Annotated in this window: 20 protein-coding genes; 6 read left to right on the top strand and 14 right to left on the bottom strand. The window is 67.0% G+C overall.

The features are described from left to right. Positions 1–10: 10 nt before the first annotated feature. The 5 genes from LIN44_RS08130 (at position 11) to LIN44_RS08110 (ending at position 4,266) form a co-directional block, all read left to right on the top strand. Positions 11–799 carry an IclR family transcriptional regulator gene (locus tag LIN44_RS08130; RefSeq protein WP_227314258.1) on the top strand — a complete coding sequence of 263 codons (789 nt, stop codon included), beginning with the start codon at positions 11–13 and terminating at the stop codon, positions 797–799. A gap of 21 nt (positions 800–820) precedes the next feature. Continuing rightward, entirely contained in the window at positions 821–1,537 is a 717-nt protein-coding gene (pepE, locus tag LIN44_RS08125) for a dipeptidase PepE (RefSeq protein WP_227314257.1), read from the top strand. Positions 1,538–1,579: 42 nt separating this feature from the next. Further along, entirely contained in the window at positions 1,580–2,503 is a 924-nt protein-coding gene (locus LIN44_RS08120; protein ID WP_227314256.1) for a DUF1177 domain-containing protein, read from the top strand. Beyond that, entirely contained in the window at positions 2,500–3,207 is a 708-nt protein-coding gene (locus LIN44_RS08115; RefSeq protein WP_227314255.1) for an AroM family protein, read from the top strand. Before LIN44_RS08120 ends, LIN44_RS08115 begins: the two co-directional genes overlap by 4 nt. Positions 3,208–3,273: 66 nt before the next feature. Beyond that, positions 3,274–4,266, top strand: coding sequence for a tripartite tricarboxylate transporter substrate binding protein (locus tag LIN44_RS08110; protein ID WP_227314254.1), 993 nt, complete (start codon positions 3,274–3,276; stop codon positions 4,264–4,266). A gap of 44 nt (positions 4,267–4,310) precedes the next feature. On the opposite strand, the gene truB is transcribed toward LIN44_RS08110, so the two are convergent. From truB to LIN44_RS08070, 8 genes are all read right to left on the bottom strand, one after another. Beyond that, entirely contained in the window at positions 4,311–5,258 is a 948-nt protein-coding gene (truB, locus tag LIN44_RS08105; protein ID WP_227314253.1) for a tRNA pseudouridine(55) synthase TruB, read from the bottom strand. Positions 5,259–5,341: 83 nt separating this feature from the next. Continuing rightward, on the bottom strand, positions 5,342–5,713 hold the full coding sequence (gene rbfA, locus LIN44_RS08100; protein WP_092309110.1) for a 30S ribosome-binding factor RbfA: 372 nt from the start codon (positions 5,711–5,713) through the stop codon (positions 5,342–5,344). 60 nt (positions 5,714–5,773) lie between these two features. Further along, positions 5,774–8,665 carry a translation initiation factor IF-2 gene (infB, locus tag LIN44_RS08095; protein ID WP_227314252.1) on the bottom strand — a complete coding sequence of 964 codons (2,892 nt, stop codon included), beginning with the start codon at positions 8,663–8,665 and terminating at the stop codon, positions 5,774–5,776. Positions 8,666–8,755: 90 nt separating this feature from the next. Beyond that, positions 8,756–10,231 carry a transcription termination factor NusA gene (gene nusA / locus LIN44_RS08090; protein WP_018007725.1) on the bottom strand — a complete coding sequence of 492 codons (1,476 nt, stop codon included), beginning with the start codon at positions 10,229–10,231 and terminating at the stop codon, positions 8,756–8,758. Further along, positions 10,228–10,716, bottom strand: a complete 489-nt coding sequence (rimP, locus tag LIN44_RS08085; RefSeq protein ID WP_018007726.1) for a ribosome maturation factor RimP — start codon at positions 10,714–10,716, stop codon at positions 10,228–10,230. The genes nusA and rimP overlap by 4 nt, the downstream gene beginning before the upstream one ends. Positions 10,717–11,017: 301 nt before the next feature. Next, positions 11,018–12,883, bottom strand: a complete 1,866-nt coding sequence (rluB, locus tag LIN44_RS08080) for a 23S rRNA pseudouridine(2605) synthase RluB (RefSeq protein WP_227314251.1) — start codon at positions 12,881–12,883, stop codon at positions 11,018–11,020. 5 nt (positions 12,884–12,888) lie between these two features. Further along, positions 12,889–13,743, bottom strand: a complete 855-nt coding sequence (gene scpB / locus LIN44_RS08075) for an SMC-Scp complex subunit ScpB (protein WP_227314250.1) — start codon at positions 13,741–13,743, stop codon at positions 12,889–12,891. Positions 13,744–14,330: 587 nt separating this feature from the next. After that, positions 14,331–15,089 carry a sulfite exporter TauE/SafE family protein gene (locus tag LIN44_RS08070; protein ID WP_227314249.1) on the bottom strand — a complete coding sequence of 253 codons (759 nt, stop codon included), beginning with the start codon at positions 15,087–15,089 and terminating at the stop codon, positions 14,331–14,333. Between the two features lie 77 nt (positions 15,090–15,166). Here LIN44_RS08070 and fnr point away from each other — a divergent pair, with 77 nt between their 5' ends. Further along, positions 15,167–15,892: a fumarate/nitrate reduction transcriptional regulator Fnr gene (gene fnr, locus LIN44_RS08065; RefSeq protein ID WP_227314248.1), complete on the top strand. Its 726-nt coding sequence runs from the start codon at positions 15,167–15,169 to the stop codon at positions 15,890–15,892. A 66-nt stretch (positions 15,893–15,958) separates the two neighbouring features. On the opposite strand, the gene LIN44_RS08060 is transcribed toward fnr, so the two are convergent. Genes LIN44_RS08060 through ccoO form a run of 6 tightly spaced genes read right to left on the bottom strand, consistent with a single transcriptional unit; the run spans position 15,959 to position 19,720 of the window. Further along, on the bottom strand, positions 15,959–16,204 hold the full coding sequence (locus tag LIN44_RS08060; protein WP_227314247.1) for a hypothetical protein: 246 nt from the start codon (positions 16,202–16,204) through the stop codon (positions 15,959–15,961). Continuing rightward, the gene (locus LIN44_RS08055) at positions 16,201–16,410 is read right to left on the bottom strand and encodes a FixH family protein (RefSeq protein ID WP_227314246.1); all 210 of its coding nucleotides are present in this window, start codon (positions 16,408–16,410) and stop codon (positions 16,201–16,203) included. The genes LIN44_RS08060 and LIN44_RS08055 overlap by 4 nt, the downstream gene beginning before the upstream one ends. 43 nt (positions 16,411–16,453) lie before the next feature. Next, the gene (gene ccoG, locus LIN44_RS08050) at positions 16,454–17,926 is read right to left on the bottom strand and encodes a cytochrome c oxidase accessory protein CcoG (RefSeq protein ID WP_227314245.1); all 1,473 of its coding nucleotides are present in this window, start codon (positions 17,924–17,926) and stop codon (positions 16,454–16,456) included. Between the two features lie 49 nt (positions 17,927–17,975). Further along, positions 17,976–18,893 (bottom strand): cytochrome-c oxidase, cbb3-type subunit III, encoded by a 918-nt coding sequence (gene ccoP / locus LIN44_RS08045; protein ID WP_227314244.1) that lies wholly within the window; start codon positions 18,891–18,893, stop codon positions 17,976–17,978. Positions 18,894–18,895: 2 nt separating this feature from the next. Then, positions 18,896–19,057, bottom strand: a complete 162-nt coding sequence (locus tag LIN44_RS08040; protein WP_227314243.1) for a CcoQ/FixQ family Cbb3-type cytochrome c oxidase assembly chaperone — start codon at positions 19,055–19,057, stop codon at positions 18,896–18,898. 3 nt (positions 19,058–19,060) lie between these two features. Next, positions 19,061–19,720 (bottom strand): cytochrome-c oxidase, cbb3-type subunit II, encoded by a 660-nt coding sequence (ccoO, locus tag LIN44_RS08035; RefSeq protein WP_227314242.1) that lies wholly within the window; start codon positions 19,718–19,720, stop codon positions 19,061–19,063. Between the last annotated feature and the right edge of the window lie 10 nt (positions 19,721–19,730).

Raw genomic sequence — 19,730 nt, 5'->3', positions numbered from 1 at the left:
GAGAGGCGGAGTGAGCATTCTTGAAGGCGTGGAAAGCGTGCTGGAACTGTTCGGGCACGGGCGGCACGAGATCACGTTCAACGATGTGCTGGATGAGGTGGGCCTGGCCAAAAGCTCGGCATCGCGACTGCTCGCGCAGATGGTGCGCTACCGGCTGCTCGAGCTTCAGCCAGCCACGCGGCGCTATCGCCCCGGCGCACTGGTGATCCGCGCGGCGCAGGCGTCGGCGCAGGCGCATCCCTTTGACGACCAATGCCGCGAGATCCTCGCCGCGCTGTCGGATTCCACCGGCTTCACGGCTTACCTGTCGATGCTGGACGGCACCGACACCGTGGTGCTGCAGCGCCTGAACGGCAGCAATCCGGTGCAGGTACTGTCGCCGCCCGGCGCGCGCCGGCCCGCATTCACCACCGCGATGGGCCGGGTGCTGCTGTCGCGCCTGCCGGCCGCCGAATTCAGCGCACGCTATGGCACTTCCGGCGCGCGCAAATTGCCCGAGGCGCCGGCCGGCTGTCCCGCCACCGTGGCCGAACTGGCCGAGCGCGTCGCCAGCGCCAGCCGCGAGCGCAGCGCGATCGCGGTGAATGAAGGCATGCCGGGCATCGGCGCGGTGGCCACCACGCTGGCCGATCCGCAGTCCGGCGATGTGCGCGGCCTGTGCCTGTCGTTTACCGCGATGCAGGTGAGCCAGGCCCAGGCCCAGGCGCTGCGCGAAACGCTGGTGCAGGCGGTGGCGCCGGTCGGCCAGCGCATCGGCGATCCACTTTGGCTCCAGCCCGGCGACAGCGCCAGGCCATAGTCATCCCGCCCGTTCAAACCCATGGAACTCCTGTTACTCAGCAACTCCGCCAGCAACGCGGGCTACCTCGTCCATGCCCACGAAGCGATCCGCGAACTGGCCGGCGGGCGCACCCGCGCCTGCTTCCTGCCGTTCGCCGGCGTCACGCGCGACTGGGACAGTTACGAAGCGCTGGTGCGCGACGCACTGGCCCCGGCCGGCATCGCCGTGCACTCGCCGCACCGGCTGTCCGATGCCGCCTGCGTGCGGGCGGTCGAAGCCGCCGAACTGATCGTCATCGGCGGCGGCAACACCTTCCGCCTGCTGCAATGCCTGCGCGAGCGCGGCCTGCTGCCCGTGATTGCGCGCCAGGTGGCCGCGGGGGCAGCGCGCTATATCGGCTGGAGTGCCGGTACCAATGTGGCCTGCCCGACCATCCGCACCACCAACGACATGCCGGTCGCCGACCCTGGCGGGCTCGATGCGCTGGCGCTGGTGCCGTTCCAGATCAACCCGCACTACTTCAACCTGGTGGTGCCGGGCTTCCGCGGCGAAACGCGCGACCAGCGGCTGGCCGAATTCACGGTGCTGCAGCCGCGGACGCCGGTGCTTGGGCTGCCAGAAGGCAACTGGGTGCGTGTCTCGGGCGATCGCATGGAGATGGGCGGCGCGCATCGCGCACGCTGGTTCCTGGGCCAGCAGATCGCCGACGTCGCCCCCGGCGCACTGTCCGTGCCGGCCTGTGCCGCTGCCATCTGACCCATCGCCATCCCGTAACGCAAGCAAGGAACCCCAAGCAAGATGTCCATCAAGCAGGTGATTGAATCGATCGAGCTGCTGTCCGCAGCCAACGTCGACGGCGCAGCCGTTGCCACTTTGCTGCGCGCGCGCGGCATCGGCGACGTCACGGTGACGCGCGTGGAAGAGAACGGCCTCTACACCGACTTCCTCGCCTGCACCCTGCCCGGCCGCAACCCCGACGCGCCCGCGCTGGGCGTGGTCGGCCGCCTCGGCGGCGTGGGCGCGCGTCCTGCCGTGACCGGGCTGGTGTCCGATGCCGACGGCGCCATCGTCGCGGTTGCCACCGCGCTCAAGCTGGCCGACATGGCCGCCGGCGGCGACGTGCTGGCCGGCCCGGTGCGCATTCACACGCATATCTGCCCGCACGCCGCCACGCGGCCGCACCAGCCGGTGCCGATGATGAAATCGCCGTTCGCCATGCGCACGATGATGTCGCATGAGGTCCATCCCCAAATGGCGGCGATCCTGTCGGTCGACACCACGCGCGGCAACCGCTTCGTCAACCGGCGCGGCGTCGCGCTGACGCCGGTGGCCAAGGAAGGCTGGCTGCTGCGGTTGCCGGAGCGGATGCTGGACCTGATGGGCTGGGTCAGCGGCGAACTTCCGATGGTGCTGCCGTTGACTACCCAGGACATCACGCCGTATGAGAATGGCCTGTGGCATGTCAATTCGATCATGCAGCCGGCCATCGTCACCGCGGCCCCGGTGGTGGGCGTGGCACTGACCGCGCAGACCACGGTGCCGGGATGCGCCACCGGCGTCACCAACGCCTTCGACATCGATGTGGCGACGCGCTTCTGCATCGAGGTCGCGAAGCAGTTCGGCGAGGGCCAGTGCGCCTTCTACGATGCCGAGGAATGGGTCGAGCTGCAGCGGCGCTACGGCTCGCTCGCCCACCTGCAGACCGTCGGGACCGAAGCATGACCGCAGCCGCCCCACGCCTGCCGCGCGTGGCCTTCGTCACCATCGGGCAGTCGCCGCGGACCGACGTGGTACCGCAGATGATGGCCGACCTGGGCCTGCCGGCCGAAATCGAAGAGTTTGGCATCCTCGACGCGCTGGGCCCCGACGAGATCGCCGCGCTGGCGCCCGCCGCCGGCGAGTACCGCTTCGCCAGCCGCCTGCGCGACGGCTCGCAGGCGGTGATGGGCAAGCCGGTGGCCGAAGCCATGCTCGCGCGGCTGATGGCCTCGCTCGACGACGGCAGCTTCGACGCGCTGGTGCCGCTGTGCACCGGCACCGCGCTGCCGCCGATGCGCACGCTGGTGATCGAACCGCAGCAGGTGGTCGATCACCTGACGGTCGCGCTGGCCCAGGGCTGCAAGCGGCTCGGCATCGTGCTGCCCCTCGCAGGGCAGGTCGACAGCTTTCACCTGCTCGAGCCGGTGTCCTGCGAACTGCGCGTGACGCATGCCTCGCCCTACACCGATACCGGCACCGGAGGCTTCGCTCGCGCCGGCCAGGCACTGCGCGGCTGCGACCTGGTGGTGATGCACTGCATGGGCTACACCGAGGCGATGCGCGACGAAGTCGCGCACCATGCGCGCGCCCCGGTGCTGCTTTCGAACCGGATGGTGGCCACGTTGCTGGGCCAGGTGCTGGATGGCCGCGGCGCAAACGGCCGGTGACATTGCTTACGGGTAAAGGCAAGCCCGCTGACAGATTGCCTGTGACACAGCTGGAGTGGAAGTAGCATGGAAAAGGTGGCGAAGTGGATGGGACCGCTGCTGCGCGGCATGGCTTGCATGAGCCTGGTTGCGGTGGCGGCGCCGGGCGCGCATGCGCAGGATTGGAAGCCCGCGAAGCCGGTGCGGCTGCTGGTCGGCTTTGCGCCGGGCGGCTCCGCCGACTTGCTGGCGCGGCTGGTGCAAGGCCCGTTGTCGGAAAGCCTCGGCGTACCGGTGGTGGTCGAAAACGTGCCGGGCGCGGGCGGCAATATCGCCGCCGACAAGCTGGCCAAGGCCCCGCCGGACGGCTATACCATCGGCATGGGCGCGGCTGGCGCGATGGCGGTGACCCATGTGCTCAATCCCAAGGGCACGCCGTACAAGGCAGATGACTTTACGCCGATCGCCATGCTGGCGACGCAGCCCAACGTGGTGATCATCAACCCTGCGCTACCGGTCAAGACGATGGCGGACTTCACCGCGTACGTGAAAAAGACGCCGCAGGTCACCTATGGCACCGCCGGCGTCGGCACGTCCAACCACCTGATCGCCGAGACCATGCTGCATCGCCTCGGCATCGACATGGTCCACGCGCCGTACAAGGGCGCCACGCCGGTGATCACCGACCTGATGGGCGGCCATATCGCCATGACGGTCGATAACATCACCACTGCCGCGGCGCTCGCCAAGAGCGGCAAGGTCAAGGCGCTGGCGGTCACGGGCAGCAAGCGCTCGCCGCTGTTGCCCGACGTGCCGACGCTGGCGGAAAGCGGCCTGAAGGATTTCAACATGCCGACCTGGCAAGGGATTTTCGGCCCGAAGGACCTGCCCAAGCCGATCGTGGCCCGCTACAACCAGGCCCTGGTGAAGGCGCTGGCGAATCCGGAGGTGAAGAAGAAGATGGCGGAGTTCGGCTCCGAGCCGGTGGGCGATACGCCGGAGCACTTTGCCGGCTTCCTCGCACAGGATCGCAAGATGTGGGCCGACGTGATCAGGACGGCCAAGGTCACATTGGAGTAAGGACTGTCGGTCGGTGGGCGGCGGCTACGTTGCCGCCCGCCGCCTCACAGCTTGACCAGCCGCTCCGGCCGCAACGCGCCTTCGCGCATCCGTGCCACGCCCAGCAGCCGCGCCGGCTCGCCGGCATAGACCCGCGCCAGGCTGTCCTCGGCCAGCACGGTGCCGGGCGGCAGGTCGCGCTGGGCGATGCGCTGGCCCTGCAGAAAGCGCCCCGCCGCTGCCGCATCCAGTTGCACCGGCACGCATTTCTGCAGCAGGGCATCGACCGGCGCCAGCAACTCCGGGCGCTGGGCATCGTCCCGTGCTTCGATCTGCTCCAGCGTTACCGCGCCGTCGAGCGTCAGGTCGCCCACGGCAATCCGGCGCAGCCCGGTCAGGTGCGCGCCGCAGCCGAGCGCTTCGCCGATATCCTCGGCCAGCGTGCGGATATAGGTGCCCTTGCTGCAGGTCACCCGCATCGTGAACGACGGGGCCTCGGGCAAGGCGCAGTCCAGCAATGCAATCGAACGGATCGTGACGCGGCGCGCCGCGCGCTCGACGGTCTGGCCGGCGCGCGCGTATTCGTACAGCGGACGGCCGTCTTTCTTCAGCGCCGAATGCATCGGCGGCACCTGCTCGATCTCGCCGACAAAACCTGCCAGCGCCCGCTCCACCGCGGCGCGGTCGCAGGTGACCGCGCGCACGTCGAGCAGCTCGCCTTCGGCGTCGCCGGTGCTGGAGCGCGCGCCCAGGCGCACTTCGGCGTCATAGGTCTTGTCCGCTTCCAGCAGGTCCTGCGAAAACTTGGTGGCTTCGCCGAAGCACAGCGGCAGCAACCCCGTCGCCAGCGGATCCAGCGTGCCGGTATGGCCGGCCTTGGCCGCGCGCAGCAGGCGCTTGGCGCGCACCAGGGCGTCGTTGGACGACAGCCCCAGCGGCTTGTCGAGCAGCAGCACACCATGCACCTCGCGGCGCGGCAGGCGCGGCGGACGGTTGGCGTTGGAATCGGTCATCGGGAAAAAAGCGGGAGGCGGCGAAGCGCAACGCGCGGCGGCCGTGCCAGGAAGGCCCATGCCGGCCGGCATGGGCGCCGGCATCAGTCTTCGTCTTTCGAACGCGTGGCGTTCGCTTCGTTGATCAGCCTGGACATCTCGATCGCGTGTTCGACCGAAGTGTCGTGATGGAAATGCAGCGTCGGCACGGTATGGATGTGCAGGCGCTTGAACAGCAGCGAGTGCAGGTAGCCGGCCTTCTCGTTCAGGATGGCTTCGGCTTCGGCCGCTTCGGCGCCCAGCACGGTGAAGTACACCTTGGCGTGCGCGTAGTCGGGGGTCAGCGTGACGGACTGCAGCGTGACCAGGCCGAGGCGCGGGTCGCGCAGTTCGCGCTGGATCATCTCGGCCAGGTCCTTCTGGATCTGGTCGGAGATACGGAGATTGCGGGAGGAGATATTGCCTTTCTTGGCCATGCAATACAGTCTGGTCGAGATGACAACGGCAGGCCGAAGCCTGCCGTTGCTTGCGACGCCTTACAGCGTGCGCGCCACCTCTGTGATTTCGTACACCTCGAGCTGGTCGCCTTCCTGAACATCGTTGAAGTTCTTGATCGACAGGCCGCACTCGAAGCCTTGCTTGACTTCCTTGACGTCGTCCTTGAAGCGCTTGAGCGAATCCAGCTCGCCGTCGTGGACGACCACGTTGTTGCGCAGCACGCGCACCAGCGAATTGCGCTTGACCACGCCGTCGGTGACCATACAGCCAGCCACCGCGCCAACCTTCGGCACGCGGAACACCTGGCGCACCTCGACCGTGCCGGTGGTGGTTTCGCGCTTCTCCGGCGCCAGCATGCCCGACATCGCCGCCTTGATCTCGTCTACCGCATCGTAAATGATGTTGTAGTAGCGGATATCGATGCCGTTGTGCTCGGCCAGCTTGCGCGCACCCGCATCGGCACGCACGTTGAAGCCGATGATGACCGCCTTCGAAGCCGTCGCCAGGTTGACGTCGGACTCGGAGATGCCACCCACGCCGCCGTGCACGATCTGCACCCGCACCTCGGCGGTCGACAGCTTCTGCAGCGACTGCACCAGCGCTTCCTGCGAACCCTGCACGTCGGCCTTGACGATCAGCGGCAGCGTCTGGACTTCGCCTTCGGCCATCTGCTCCAGCATGTTCTCGAGCTTGGCGGCCTGTTGCTTGGCCAGCTTCACGTCGCGGAACTTGCCCTGGCGGAACAGCGCGATTTCGCGCGCCTTGCGCTCGTCCGGCAGCACCAGCACTTCCTCGCCGGCGGCGGGCACTTCCGACAGACCCTGGATTTCCACCGGGATCGACGGGCCGGCTTCCTTGGTCGCCTTGCCGTTTTCGTCGAGCATGGCGCGCACGCGGCCGTAGGCGCTGCCAGCCAGCACCACATCGCCACGCTTGAGCGTGCCGCTGCTGACCAGGATGGTTGCGATCGGGCCCTTGCCCTTGTCCAGCTGCGCTTCCACCACCAGGCCCTTGGCCGGGGCATCGACCGGTGCCTTCAGTTCCAGCACTTCGGCCTGTAGCGACACCTGCTCCAGCAGGTCTTCGATGCCGGCGCCAGTCTTGGCGGACACCGGCACGAACGGCGAATCGCCGCCGTACTCTTCCGGCACCACCTGCTCGGCCACCAGTTCCTGCTTGACGCGGTCCGGGTTGGCTTCGGGCTTGTCGACCTTGTTGATCGCCACCACGATCGGCACGCCGGCAGCCTTGGCGTGCGCGATCGCTTCCTTGGTCTGCGGCATCACGCCGTCGTCGGCCGCGACCACCAGGATCACGATGTCGGTGGCCTTGGCACCGCGGGCACGCATGGCTGTGAAGGCCTCGTGACCCGGGGTATCCAGGAAGGTGATCACGCCGCGGTCGGTTTCCACATGGTAGGCACCGATATGCTGCGTAATGCCGCCGGCTTCGCCCGCGGCGACCTTGGTGCGGCGGATGTAGTCCAGCAGCGAGGTCTTGCCGTGGTCGACGTGACCCATCACGGTCACCACCGGCGGACGCGGCAGCAGCTCGGCGTCTTCGTGCTCTTCGCCGTCGACCACCAGCAGCGCTTCCGGATCGTCCAGCTTGGCGGCGTACGCCTTGTGGCCCATTTCTTCCACCACGATCATGGCGGTTTCCTGGTCCAGCACCTGGTTGATCGTCACCATCTGGCCGAGCTTCATCATCTGCTTGATGACCTCGGACGCCTTCACCGCCATCTTGTGGGCCAGGTCGGCCACCGAGATGGTTTCGGGCACGTGCACTTCACGCACCACCGGCTCGGTCGGCGCCTGGAAGTTGCTGCGGCTGTCGTCATGCTGCTGCTGACGGCCGCCACGGCCGCGCGGGCCGCCGCGCCAGCCGCCCACGCCGCCCGACGAATCGCCGCGCGTCTTCAGGCCGCTGCCCTTCTTGCGGCTGCCTTCGTCCTGCCACGTCGACGACGTGCCGGCCTTGACGACCTTGCCCTTCTTGTCGGTGGTGGTGGTCGCGGTGGCGGTCACCGGCTTTTTCTCGCCCGGCTTGGCTTCGGCGCCGGCCGGCTTGACCGGCTTGTGCAGCGTGCCGGTCTGCTCGGCCTTCTTTTCCTCGGCCTTGCGCTCGGACGGCGCCTTCAGCACGCGTGCCGGCGCGTTCAGCATCTGCTGGATCGCACGGGCTTCGGCTTCGGCAGCCTCGCGGCGCTTGCGCGCGGCGACTTCCTGCTCGGCGCGGGCCTTGTCGGCGGCGGCCTTGGCTTCGTCGGCGGCCTTCTGCGCTTCGGCGCGTTCGGCGGCGACGCGGGCCTTCTCGTCCTCGGCCTTCTTGCGCGAGGTATCCTCGTTGGCTTCGGTCACGGCGCGCGACGCGGCGGCCTCTTCCTCGGCCTTGCGGGCAGCGAGTTCGGCCTGGCGGCGCTGTTCGGCCTCGAGCGCTTCCTGGCGGGCGCGACGCTCGGCTTCCTCGCGCTCGGCGGCCTCGCGGGCAGCCTTGGCTTCGGCTTCCTGGCGCGCCAGCAGTTCGGCCTGGCGGCGCTCTTCCGCTTCGCGGCGCGCCTCCTCGGCGGCGTCGACGACCTGGGCCTGGGCCTCGGCACCATCGGCCTGCGGTTCCGGCGCAGCGTCGTCGCGCTTGATCAGCACGCGCTTCTTGCGCACTTCCACCTGGACCGTGCGGGTCTTGCCGGTGGCGTCCGACTGGCGGATCTCGGAGGTTTCGCGCTTGGTCAGTGTGATCTTCTTGCGGGCGCTGTCGTCGGACTGGCCGTGCGAGCGCTTCAGATAGTCCAGCAGCCTGGTCTTATCCGATTCCGTGATGATGTCTTCTGGCGTCGCTTTGCCCACCCCAGCCGCCTGCAATTGTTCCAGCAGGGCAGCTGCGCTGCGACTCAGTTCTGCGGCCAGTTGGGCAACTGTTGTGCTTGCCATTCAAACCCTTTCAATGCTTGGTTTCTACGTCGGGACAGATTGATGCGGAAAGCGCGCCCGGGCTGGTGTTGGCCGGCCCGGCCGTGTCCCTCAGTTGAACCAATGTTCCCGTGCTTTCATGATCAGCGACTTGGCTTCTTCCTCGCTGACACCGGTCATCTCGACCAGCTCGTCCACGGCCAGTTCGGCCAGGTCGTCACGCGTATGGATATCGCCTTCGGCCAGCTTGCCGATCAGTTCCGGGTTGAGGCCGTCGAGCGAGCGCAGGTCCTGCGACACCTCTTCCACCTTTTCTTCCCGGGCCAGTTCCATCGTCAGGAGCGCATCACGCGCGCGATTGCGCAGCTCGTTGACGGTGTCTTCGTCAAAGGCCTCGATCTCCATCATTTCGCTGATGGGGACGTAAGCCACTTCTTCCAGCGTGGAGAAGCCTTCCTCGATCAGGATGTCGGCGACTTCCTCGTCCACATCCAGCTTGGACATGAACAGCTTGCGCACGACATCGCTTTCCTCGGCCTGCTTCTGCGCCGATTCTTCCTGCGTCATGATGTTGATCTGCCAGCCGGTCAGCTCGGACGCCAGGCGTACGTTCTGGCCGCTGCGGCCGATGGCGACGGCGAGGTTCTCCTCGTCGACCACCACGTCCATGCTGTGCTTCTCTTCATCGACCACGATCGACTGCACCTGCGCGGGGGCCAGCGCGCCGATCACGAACTGCGCCGGGTCTTCCGACCACAGCACGATGTCCACCGCCTCGCCGCCGATCTCGTTGCGCACCGCGGTGACGCGCGTGCCGCGCACGCCCACGCAGGTGCCGATCGGGTCGATGCGCTTGTCATGCGCCACCACCGCGATCTTGGCGCGGACGCCCGGATCACGGGCAGCCGCCTTGATCTCCAGCAGGCCTTGTTCCATCTCCGGCACTTCGTTTTCGAAGAGCTTGATCAGGAAGTCGGGCGCGGTGCGCGACAGCTCGATCTGCGGGCCGCGCGCGGCGCGGTCCACATTCAGGATATAGGCGCGCACACGGTCGCCGGTGCGCAGGTTTTCCTTGGGGATGATCTGGTCGCGGGCCAGCAGCGCCTCGACGCGGCCGGATTCGACGATCAGGCCCTTCTTGTCGGCGCGCTTGACCGTGCCGGTCATGATCTTTTCGCCACGATCGAGGTAGTCGTTCAGGATCTGCTCGCGCTCGGCATCGCGGATGCGCTGCAGGATCACCTGCTTGGCGGCCTGCGCACCAATGCGGCCGAACTCGACCGACTCGATCTGCTGCTCGATATAGTCGCCCAGCTCGATGCCGGGGTTTTCCTCGCGGGCCTCGAACAGCAGGATCTGCTTGTCCGGCTCTTGCAGGCCCAGCTCGTCGGGAACGACCAGCCAGCGGCGGAAGGTTTCATGCTCGCCCGACTCGCGATCGATCGCGACACGGATATCCACGTCTTCCTCGAAACGCTTCTTGGTGGCCGAGGCGAGCGCCGCCTCCAGGGCACCGAATACCACATCCTTGTCGACGTTCTTCTCACGCGCAAGCGCATCGACGAGCAACAGAACTTCGCGGCTCATTGCTTGTTCCCTTTTCTTTGATTTCCTTTGAAGTCGATCACCGGCACCAGGCGTGCCTTGTCGACATCGGATACGGCAAATTCCAGCAGCGCCGGGCCATCCTTGCCCTCGAACTCCAGGCCGATCTTCTCCTCGCCCGCGGCGCCGGTAGGCTCGCGCAGGATGCCTGTGAAGTTCTTCTGTCCATTGACGGGCAGGCGCAGCGTCACGCGCGCCTCCGCGCCGGCAAAGCGGATGAAGTCGGCCAGCTTTTTCAGCGGCCGGTCCAGTCCGGGCGACGAGACCTCGAGGCGTTCATAGTCGACGTTCTCGACCGTAAACACGTGGGTGAGCTGCCGGCTCACCTTTTCACAATCCTCGATGGCAATGCCGGTTTCAGGCTGATCGATATAGACACGCAGCAATCCGGCCGGGGCACGCTCGAGCTCGACCAGCTCATATCCCATGCCGCTTAGGGTGGTTTCGATCAAATCTGCCAGATGCACTGTTATCCCGAGTAATGGCCATCAACACCGTGGCAGGCAAACCCGCCGGTGCCGTCCGGGACGACCCTGCTGCAGCGCTGCCTGTCCGCCACCCCTTCCGCCAGGCGGAAGCACCGAAAAACGGGCGAACCAAAAAAAAATGGGCGCAATGCCCATCATTCGCCCATCCTCGGACGAGGATGGCTTTTTGAATAGACTTGAATTATACGCGGATTATGTCGAAAAGGCAAAAGCCAGACATTTCCGCGGACCGCACGCGGCGCCGGCAGGCGTTCCGCCCGCCGTGCGCCGCATACAGCGCTTAACGATTGCCGCCGCGGTTGCCACCGCGATTGCCGCCACCGCCACGCGGCGAACGGTTGCCGCCCGACTTGGCCGCCTTCGGCATCACGTTGCCATTGGCCTCGCCACCGCGGCGGGCCTTGCCCTGCCCCTGGCCGGCCTGCCCCCTGGCGCCGCCCATGCCGCCCATGCCGGCGCCGCCACGCCCCTGGCGCGCACCGGTGCCGCGCCCGCCGCCCAGGTTGGCGGCGTGCGAGGTCAGCAGCGTCGGTCCGTGGCTGATATAGCCCATCGACGTCTTCATCGGATCCGGCTGGCTGCTGCGGCTGCCGCCGCCGCGGGCGCCGCCCTGCTCGAAGCGCGGCAGGCCGTCCATGCCGGTATGCATCGGCATGCCGGCAATCGCCGCCTCGGTGCGCTGCTTGCGTCCGCCCACCTTGGTCGCGCCCTTGGGCGCCTGCTCGCCCTTGCCGGGCACCTTCAGACCGACGCTGGTCATCAGCGCCTTGACATCATTCGGCTCCACTTCCTGCCAGCGGCCGCGCTTGAGGCCCCGCGGCAGCAGGAACTGGCCGTAGCGGGTGCGGATCAGGCGCGACACGGTCAGGCCGACGGCCTCGAACATGCGGCGCACTTCGCGGTTGCGGCCTTCGGTCAGCGCCACGTGGTACCAATGGTTGGCGCCTTCGCCGCCACCGTCGGCAATCCGCAGGAAGTTGGCCTCGCCGTCATCCAGCTTGATGCCGTGCAGCAGGCGCTGGCGGTCGGCTTCGGCCAGCTCGCCCAGCGTGCGCACCGCGTACTCGCGCTCGACGCCGTAGCGCGGATGCATGAAGCGGTTGGCAATATCGCCCGAGGTGGTGAAGATCAGCAGGCCTTCGGTGTTGAAGTCGAGGCGGCCCACCGCGACCCACTTGCCGGTCTTGATGCGCGGCAGGTTGTCGAAGACGGTCGGACGGCCTTCCGGATCGGACTGGCTGACGATCTCGCCGGCAGGCTTGTGATACAGCAGCACGCGCGGCGGCTTGGTCGACACCTTGCGGTGGATCAGCTTGCCGTTCACGCGGACCTGGTCGGCCGGCAGGATGCGCTGGCCGATATGGGCGGGCAGCCCGTTGACCGAGACCCGGCCCTGCAGGATCAGCTCTTCCATCTCGCGGCGCGAGCCCAGGCCGCCGTCGGCCAGCACCTTGTGCAGCTTGGGTGCGTCGTCGTCGGCAGTCAGCTCGCGCACCGGCTTGGCCTTGGTGCGCGGGATGACGGTGTCTTCACTGTCGTACTGCTCGGAGATGACAAAGCGGAACAGGTCTTCGCTGCTGGCGGCGGCCTTGTCGGCGCCGGGCTGGCCCTTGCGCGCGGCCTGCGGCTTGCCGCCATCCTTGCGGCGGCCCGGCTGGCGCGCACCGGCGCCCTGGCTGTCGCCGGACGTGGCAGGCTTGCCGCCGCGCTGGCCCGGCTTGCGCTTGCGGGCCGGCTGCTCCGGCTTGTCGGCGCCTTCGGCGCGGGCCGCACGGTCGATCTTGTCTGCCTTGCTGCTGCCGCCCTGGCTGCCCTGCCCGCCTTCGCCCTGGCCCGTCTTGCGCTTGCCGCGGCCGCGCTGGCCGCCGCGCCCGGCACCCGCGGCGCCCGCGCTGGCGGCGGCACCCGCCTCGCCGGCATCGCCCTGGCCGGCCGCGCCGGCGCCCTCGGCGCCCTCGGCGCGGTCCTGTGCCGCCTGGCGGCGCGATGCCACCAGGTTCCTCAGACCGCGGCGCAGCCCCTTGCGGCGGGGCGCGGCGTCGCTGCCCGTTCCGGGTTCTGCGGCGCCGGTGTCGGCGGATGCGCCCGCATGGCGGGCGTCTTGCTCAACGGAATCAGACAAGATATTCACTATCGGATGTTGCATGTTGTTCAGTTCGGCACGCGCTCGTCGTGCTCGCTCGGGTGCGGCGGGTTGCCGTCGTCCGGCAGTTGGTCCCGCGCCCCGTCCGGAGAAGGTGCAGCCGGTTCGGTGGCATCGTCCGAACCCGCCTCGGCAGCCGCCGGCGGCAGCTGCGCGTCAAAGCCATTGGCGCCGTCTGGCAGCGCGGCGGTTTCGCCTTCGCGCGCCGGCGCCGACTCGTCCGTTACCGATGCGTCGGCCGGGGTGGCCGGCTCGGCAAACGCTTCCTCGTCGGCGCTGGCCGGCTTGTGCGCCGCCAGGTCCTCGAAATTGATCGCCTGCTGCTCCAGCAAGGCGGCCTGCGCCTGCGCCTGGGCGTCTTCCAGCGGGGGCAGCTCATCCAGCGTGCGCAGCCCGAGGTCGTCCAGGAATGCCTTGGTGGTGGCATACAACGCCGGGCGGCCCGGCACGTCGCGATGGCCGATCACCTCGATCCAGCTGCGGTCCTCGAGCTTCTTGATCACTTCCGTGCTGACCGTCACGCCGCGGATTTCCTCGATATCGCCGCGGGTCACCGGCTGGCGGTAGGCGATGATCGCCAGGGTCTCCATCACCGCGCGAGAGTATTTTGGCGGTTTTTCCGGATTCAGGCGGTCGAGGTATTCCCGCATTTCGGGCCGGCTCTGGAACCGCCAGCCGCTGGCCAGCGCCACCAGTTCCACGCCGCGCGGGCGCCAGTCCTGGCGCAGTTCGTCCAGCAGCACGCGGATGGTGTCTGCGCCGACGTCATCGTCAAACAGGCGGCGCAGATCGTTGACGCGCAACGGTTCCTGCGCGCAGATCAGCGCCGTCTCGAGGACGATCTTCGCCTCTTGGGTATTCATGTTGATGGTGTGCAGCCTGTCTTTGCACCTGCTCCCGGACGGATCCGGGGCACCGGAGATTTTGGATACAGCGGTGCCAAAGCCACCGCCATCTCATTGCGCAGCGAGCCGGATACCTGACGTACCCAAGCCGTGCACTTCCCTTTCTTTGCATCGAGTTGCCGGGTCGTTCCGGCAGGAGATCGTCCGCATGCCGTCATGGACCGGCCAGCGGACCTCTTGCGTCGCCCGTCCGCACAAACGGACATCGCAGTCGGCGAACTGAACGCCTCGGACGCAAGAAAATACGGGTATCGGGAGCAAGGCCGGCATCTACCACGCCGCAGCGCCAACCGGACTTTTGAACCAGATCTTTTGAACCGGATGGACCGCGGGGACTGGCGCTCATCGAAAGCCTTCCGCTTCCCGCGTCCCGAGCGTACCTTCGGATACGAAGGCCACCAGGCGCTGTTCGCCGCTGCTTACCGCAGCCTGTCTGACTCCGCGCGATACCGCAATGCTGGCGATTGTATGGCATTCCCGCCTCCGCCTGCAACCATCATCCTGCTTGCGCGGGGTGCCAACGCCACAGCAAGCCCCGTGCGGCATCAAAACACCAGGCAAAAGCCCTGTTGCGCCAGCGAATGTGGCAGCAGCACCGCTCGCGCAACGCCAAGCCCGCCGAATACCATCACGGCAAGGCCAGCGCCCAGGCGCACGCCCGGTCGTCGCGACCACAGCCTGAGATAGCCCGACAGGCCCGACAGCACCAGCAGGTTGGGCAGCGTGCCAAGCCCGAACACGCCCATCACCAGCGCGCCCGAGCCCGCATTGCCCGCCAGCAGCGCCAGCGTCAGTGCGCCGTAGACCATGCCGCACGGCACCAGCCCCCAGGCCACGCCGACGCCATAACGCCGGGCCAACCCGCCGCGCGCCCGCACGAAAGCCGGCATCGCGCGGGCCAGGCCGCCGAGTCGGCCGGCCACCGCAGTGCTGGCACGCGCCGCCAGCCGCTCCAGCCAGTTCACGGTAAAGGTACTGCCGCGCAGCAAGCGCCAGCCCGACCACAACAGCATCAGGCTGCCTGCCCCGAAGAGCCAGCGCTGCACCGGCAGGTAATCCTGTTTCCAGGCCGTGGCGCCGGCGGCGCCCAGCGCGGCACCGAGCAGCATATAGGTGGTGATCCTGCCAAAGTGCATCACCAACAGCTCGGCAAGCCAGGCGGTGCGGCTGCGCACCAGGCTGATCGACGCTACCGTGCCGCGCCGCTGCTCCACCGCCAGCGCCACCCCGCCGCACATGGCGGCGCAGTGCACCCCGCCCAGCAGAGCGAGCAGGAAAACGCTGATCAATACTCCAAATGTCAATTCTGTCTCCCTGCCGGATCACATCGCACGGTAAAATGTCCTTATCGTGCCCCGCTGCCATTTCTAGCAGGTTCCAATTGCTCACTTCCATCCCCGTTACCGAGATGTCGCCCCGCTGCTCCACCTGTGCGATGGGACAGCTGTGCCTTCCGGTTGGCATGTCGCAGCAAGACCTCGCCAAGATCGACACGCTGGTGCAGGAACGCATCCGCGTGCACAAGGGGGAAACCCTCTACCGCATGGGCGACCCGCTCACTGCGGTCTACGCCATCCGCTTCGGTACCCTGAAGACGCATGTCACCACCGAAGACGGACGCTCGCAGATTACCGGGTTCCACCTGCCCGGTGAAATCGTCGGCCTCGACGGCCTGGGCGAGATGCAGCATGCGTCCGATGCGACCGCGCTCGAAGATACCGAGGTATGCGTGGTCCGCATGAACGAGCTGCAATCGCTGTCGGCCGACCTGCCTTCGCTGCAGCAGCAGTTCCTGCGCTTGATGGGCAAGGAAATCACGCACGACCAGCTGATGCTGGTCACGCTCGGCTCGATGCGCGCCGAGGAACGCCTGGCCGCCTTCCTGATCAACCTGTCGGAACGGCTGTCCGCGCGCGGTTATTCGGCCTCCGAGTTCGTGATGCGCATGAGCCGCGAAGAGATCGGCAGCTACCTCGGGCTCAAGCTCGAGACCGTCAGCCGGCTGTTCTCGCGCTTTGCCGAGGCCGGGCTGATCCAGATCCGCCAAAGGCATGTCAAGCTGATAGACATCGACGGCATCAAGCAACTCTACAGCCGCACCTGCTGACCCACCGCGGCGTTGCCGCGCCGCCAGCGGCGCCGGCAACGCGGTGGGCCCTTTCCCGTTTCTTGCCTATTCCAGCTCGTCGGTATCGGCCAGCCGCGTCGGCATGGTGTATAGCGTCAGCCCGCTGGACAACGCACAGAACGCCCACGCCAGCAGGAAGCCGACGGTATAGACCGACTCGCGCGACGATTCGATCGGATGGCCGAAGAATTTCAGGTCGCCCGGATCGACGACGGAAAAAACCGTCGCGGTTGCCAGGCCCGCCATCAGGAAGCCCGGCCACAGCACCCACATCAGCCAGCGCAACCTCATGGCTGCCTCGCTGCCGCGGCCTTGGGCGGCACCGCCTCCACCTTCTCCACCACCAGGCCATGCCGCGTCGCGCCCTGCACCGGCATGTCGGGGTGCGTCGACGCCAGCCAGATCGTCACGCCGCACGCCACCATGGCCACCAGCGGACCGGCCATCAGCAGCCACGGCCACGGTTCTTTCCACCACGGATTGCCTTGCTGATTCATCTTGCCCCCTTGTTCCTGGCGACTACGCCAGTGTCGCCTAGCTTCACAAATCGCGCGGCACGATAAAGCTGGTGGATTGCCGGATTTCGGCATGCCCCTGCTCCGTGCCTTCGCTCGTTACCGTTACGTTGATCTTGTGCGTGCCTTGCCTGGCGGCCTCGATGGGAACGCGGATGCGGATCGGCAGCAGCCGGTTGGACGTCGGCGCCAGCGCTTCGGCCTGCTTGTCGTATTCGACCGTCAGGTCCTTCAGTTCATCGCTGTCGGCGCGCACGCGGATCTGCATCGGCGCTTCCGTGGTGTTGATCAGTTGCAGCCGATAGACGTTCTCGATCCAGCGCCCTTCCACCTCGCGGCCCAGCGCACCGCGATCGCGGATGATGTCTACCTTCAGCGGCGTGCGCAGCATGATCGACGCCATGAAGCCAGCCAGCAGCGCCACCCAGATCACCGAGTAGATGATGACGCGCGGACGCAGCAGGCGCTTGCGCGATGCCGCGGCGGACAGGCCCTTGCGCATTGCGTTTTCCGAGGTGTACCGGATCAGCCCGCGCGGGTAGTCCATCTTGTCCATGACCTGGTTGCAGGCGTCGATGCAGGCGCCGCAGCCGATGCACTCATACTGCAGGCCATCGCGGATGTCGATGCCGGTCGGGCACACCTGCACGCAGATGCTGCAGTTGACGCAATCGCCCAGCCCGGCCTGGTGATGATCGGTCTTGCGCGAGCGGCTGCCGCGCGGCTCGCCGCGGCCGACGTCATAGGTCACGACATAGGTGTCGCGGTCCACCATCACGCTCTGGAAACGCGCGTAGGGGCACATGTACTTGCACACCTGCTCGCGCATGAAGCCGGCGTTGCCCCACGTGGCAAACGCATAGAACAGCATCCAGAACGCCTGCCACGGGCCCAGCGACAGCGCCAGCACCTCGCCACCCAGTTCGCGGATCGGCGCAAAGTAGCCGATGAACGTAAAGCCGGTCCAGAGTGCGATCAGCACCCACAGAAGGTGCTTGGTGGCCTTGATGCGGAATTTGCGCAGGCTCCACGGATCCCCGTCGAGGCGGATGCGGGCGATGCGGTCGCCTTCGACCCGCCGCTCGATCCACATGAAGATCTCGGTGTAGACCGTTTGCGGGCAGGCGTAGCCGCAGAACAGCCGCCCCGCGATCGCCGTGAACAGGAACAGCGCCAGTGCGGAGATCACTAGCAGCACGGCCAGGTAGATGACATCCTGCGGCCACAGCACCAGCCCGAAGATATAGAACTTGCGCTCGCCAAGGTCAAACAGCACGGCCTGGCGTCCATTCCACTGGAGCCAGGGCGTGCCGTAGTAGATCAGCTGGGTCAGGATCACCAACCACACCCGCCAGCTGGAGAACGCGCCCTTCACTGAGCGGGGATAGATTTTGCGGCGGACCTCGTAAAGGGTTTCCTCCGAGGTCTCGCCCGGCGCAGCGGCCGACCGTTGCAGGTCGGCCGCCCGGGCCACTTCTTCGGTCCCGGGCGCGTTCATGGGCGCGTTCTCCCGCGAGCCACGAGCGCTCGCTCAGATGAGTCGTCGATCATTGCCCGGCTCCGCCTCCCGTATTGGACAGCCCCCACACATAGGCCGTCAGCATGCGGATGCGTTCGGGCGTCAGGATTTCCTCGTGTGCCGGCATATGGTTGTTGTGGCCTTTCAGGATGGCGTCGACGATGCTGGCTTCCGAGCTGCCATAGAGCCAGACGTTGTCCGACAGGTTCGGTGCACCGAGGGCCTGGTTGCCCTTGCCGCCGGCGCCGTGGCAAGCGACGCAGGTGGTCTTGAACGGGCCTTCGCCCCGCGATACGCGGATCGGATCCGACGACAGCCCGGACAGCGAACGCACATACTGCGCCACGTCGCCCGCCTGCTTGGCATCGATGACCGCGCCAAACGGCGGCATCACGCCGTTGCGGCCCTTGGTGATGGTCTGGCTGATGGTCTCGGGCTCGCCGCCGTACAACCAGTCGTGATCGGTCAGGTTGGGGAAGCCCCGGCTGCCGCGCGCGTCCGAGCCATGGCACTGCGCACAGTAGTTCAGGAACAGGCGCTGGCCGATCTCGCGCGCCTGCGGGTCCGCCGCGACCTGCTTGACGTCCATCTTCAGGTACCTGGCATAGATCTCGTTCTGCATGCGCTCCTGCGCCGCGCGGTGCGCGGCGAGTTCGCCCTGCGTGGAGAACTTCAGCACGCCGGCGTACGAGCCCAGGCCCGGATACAGCACGAGATAGGCCAGTCCGAAAATGCAGGCCAGCAGGAACATCCACATCCACCAGCGCGGCAGCGGGTTGTTCAGTTCGCGCAGGTCGCCGTCCCAGACATGGCCGGTATCTTCAGTGCCGCCAGGGGTCTTGGTGATCTTGCGTTGGGAGAACAGCAGCCACACGCACCAGACGATGCCGATGAGCGCGATGGCGGCAATGTAGTAACTCCAGAAATCGGAAATGAAATCGCTCATGGCTAGGTGTTCCGGCTCGTTGTCGTAGTTTCGTCAGGCAGCGCGAACGGCAGCATGGCGGATTCGCGGTTGGCGGCCTGGCGGCCGGCGGACCAGGCCCACCAGCAGATGCCGAGGAAGACGACCATGGACACGACGGTCGCAATCGCGGTGATCATGGCCATGGCTTACTCCTTCGGTGCCGCGGCGGCGGCATCGACCCGCACGTTGCGGCGGTTGGTGCCGAGGCCCTGCAGGTAGGCGACCAGCGCGTCTTCTTCGGTCTTGCCCTTCAGCTCTTCCGGCGCCTTCGCGATCTCGGCGTCGGAGTACGGCACGCCCAGCCTGACCAGCGCCCGCATGCGCGCCTGGATATCGTTGGTGGGCAACTCGGCCTGCTCCAGCCACGGGTACGACGGCATCACCGATTCCGGCACCACGTCGCGCGGGTTGCGCAGGTGAATGCGCTGCCAGTCGTCGGAGTAGCGTCCGCCCACGCGCGCCAGATCGGGGCCGGTGCGCTTGGAGCCCCACAGGAACGGATGGTCGTAGACCGATTCGCCAGCGGTGGAGTAATGGCCGTAGCGCTCGGTCTCGGCCTGCAGCGTACGCACCTGCTGCGAGTGGCAGCCGACGCAGCCTTCGCGGATATAGATATCGCGTCCCATCAGCCGCAGCGGCGAATACGGCGTGATGCCAGGATCCGGCTCGGTGGTGGAGTGCTGGAAGAACAGCGGCACGATCTGGACCAGACCTGCGATGCTGACCACGAGGATCGTGCAGATGATCAGCCAGCCGATGTTCTTCTCCAGCGTTTCGTGCGAAAAGAAGCGTTGTTTGTCGGACATCTTTCTATCC

It is taken from the genome of Cupriavidus sp. MP-37 (assembly GCF_020618415.1).
In the GTDB taxonomy this organism is placed as follows: domain Bacteria; phylum Pseudomonadota; class Gammaproteobacteria; order Burkholderiales; family Burkholderiaceae; genus Cupriavidus.
Note: the sequence above shows the minus strand (reverse complement) of the source record. Positions and strands in the feature narration are given on the sequence as shown.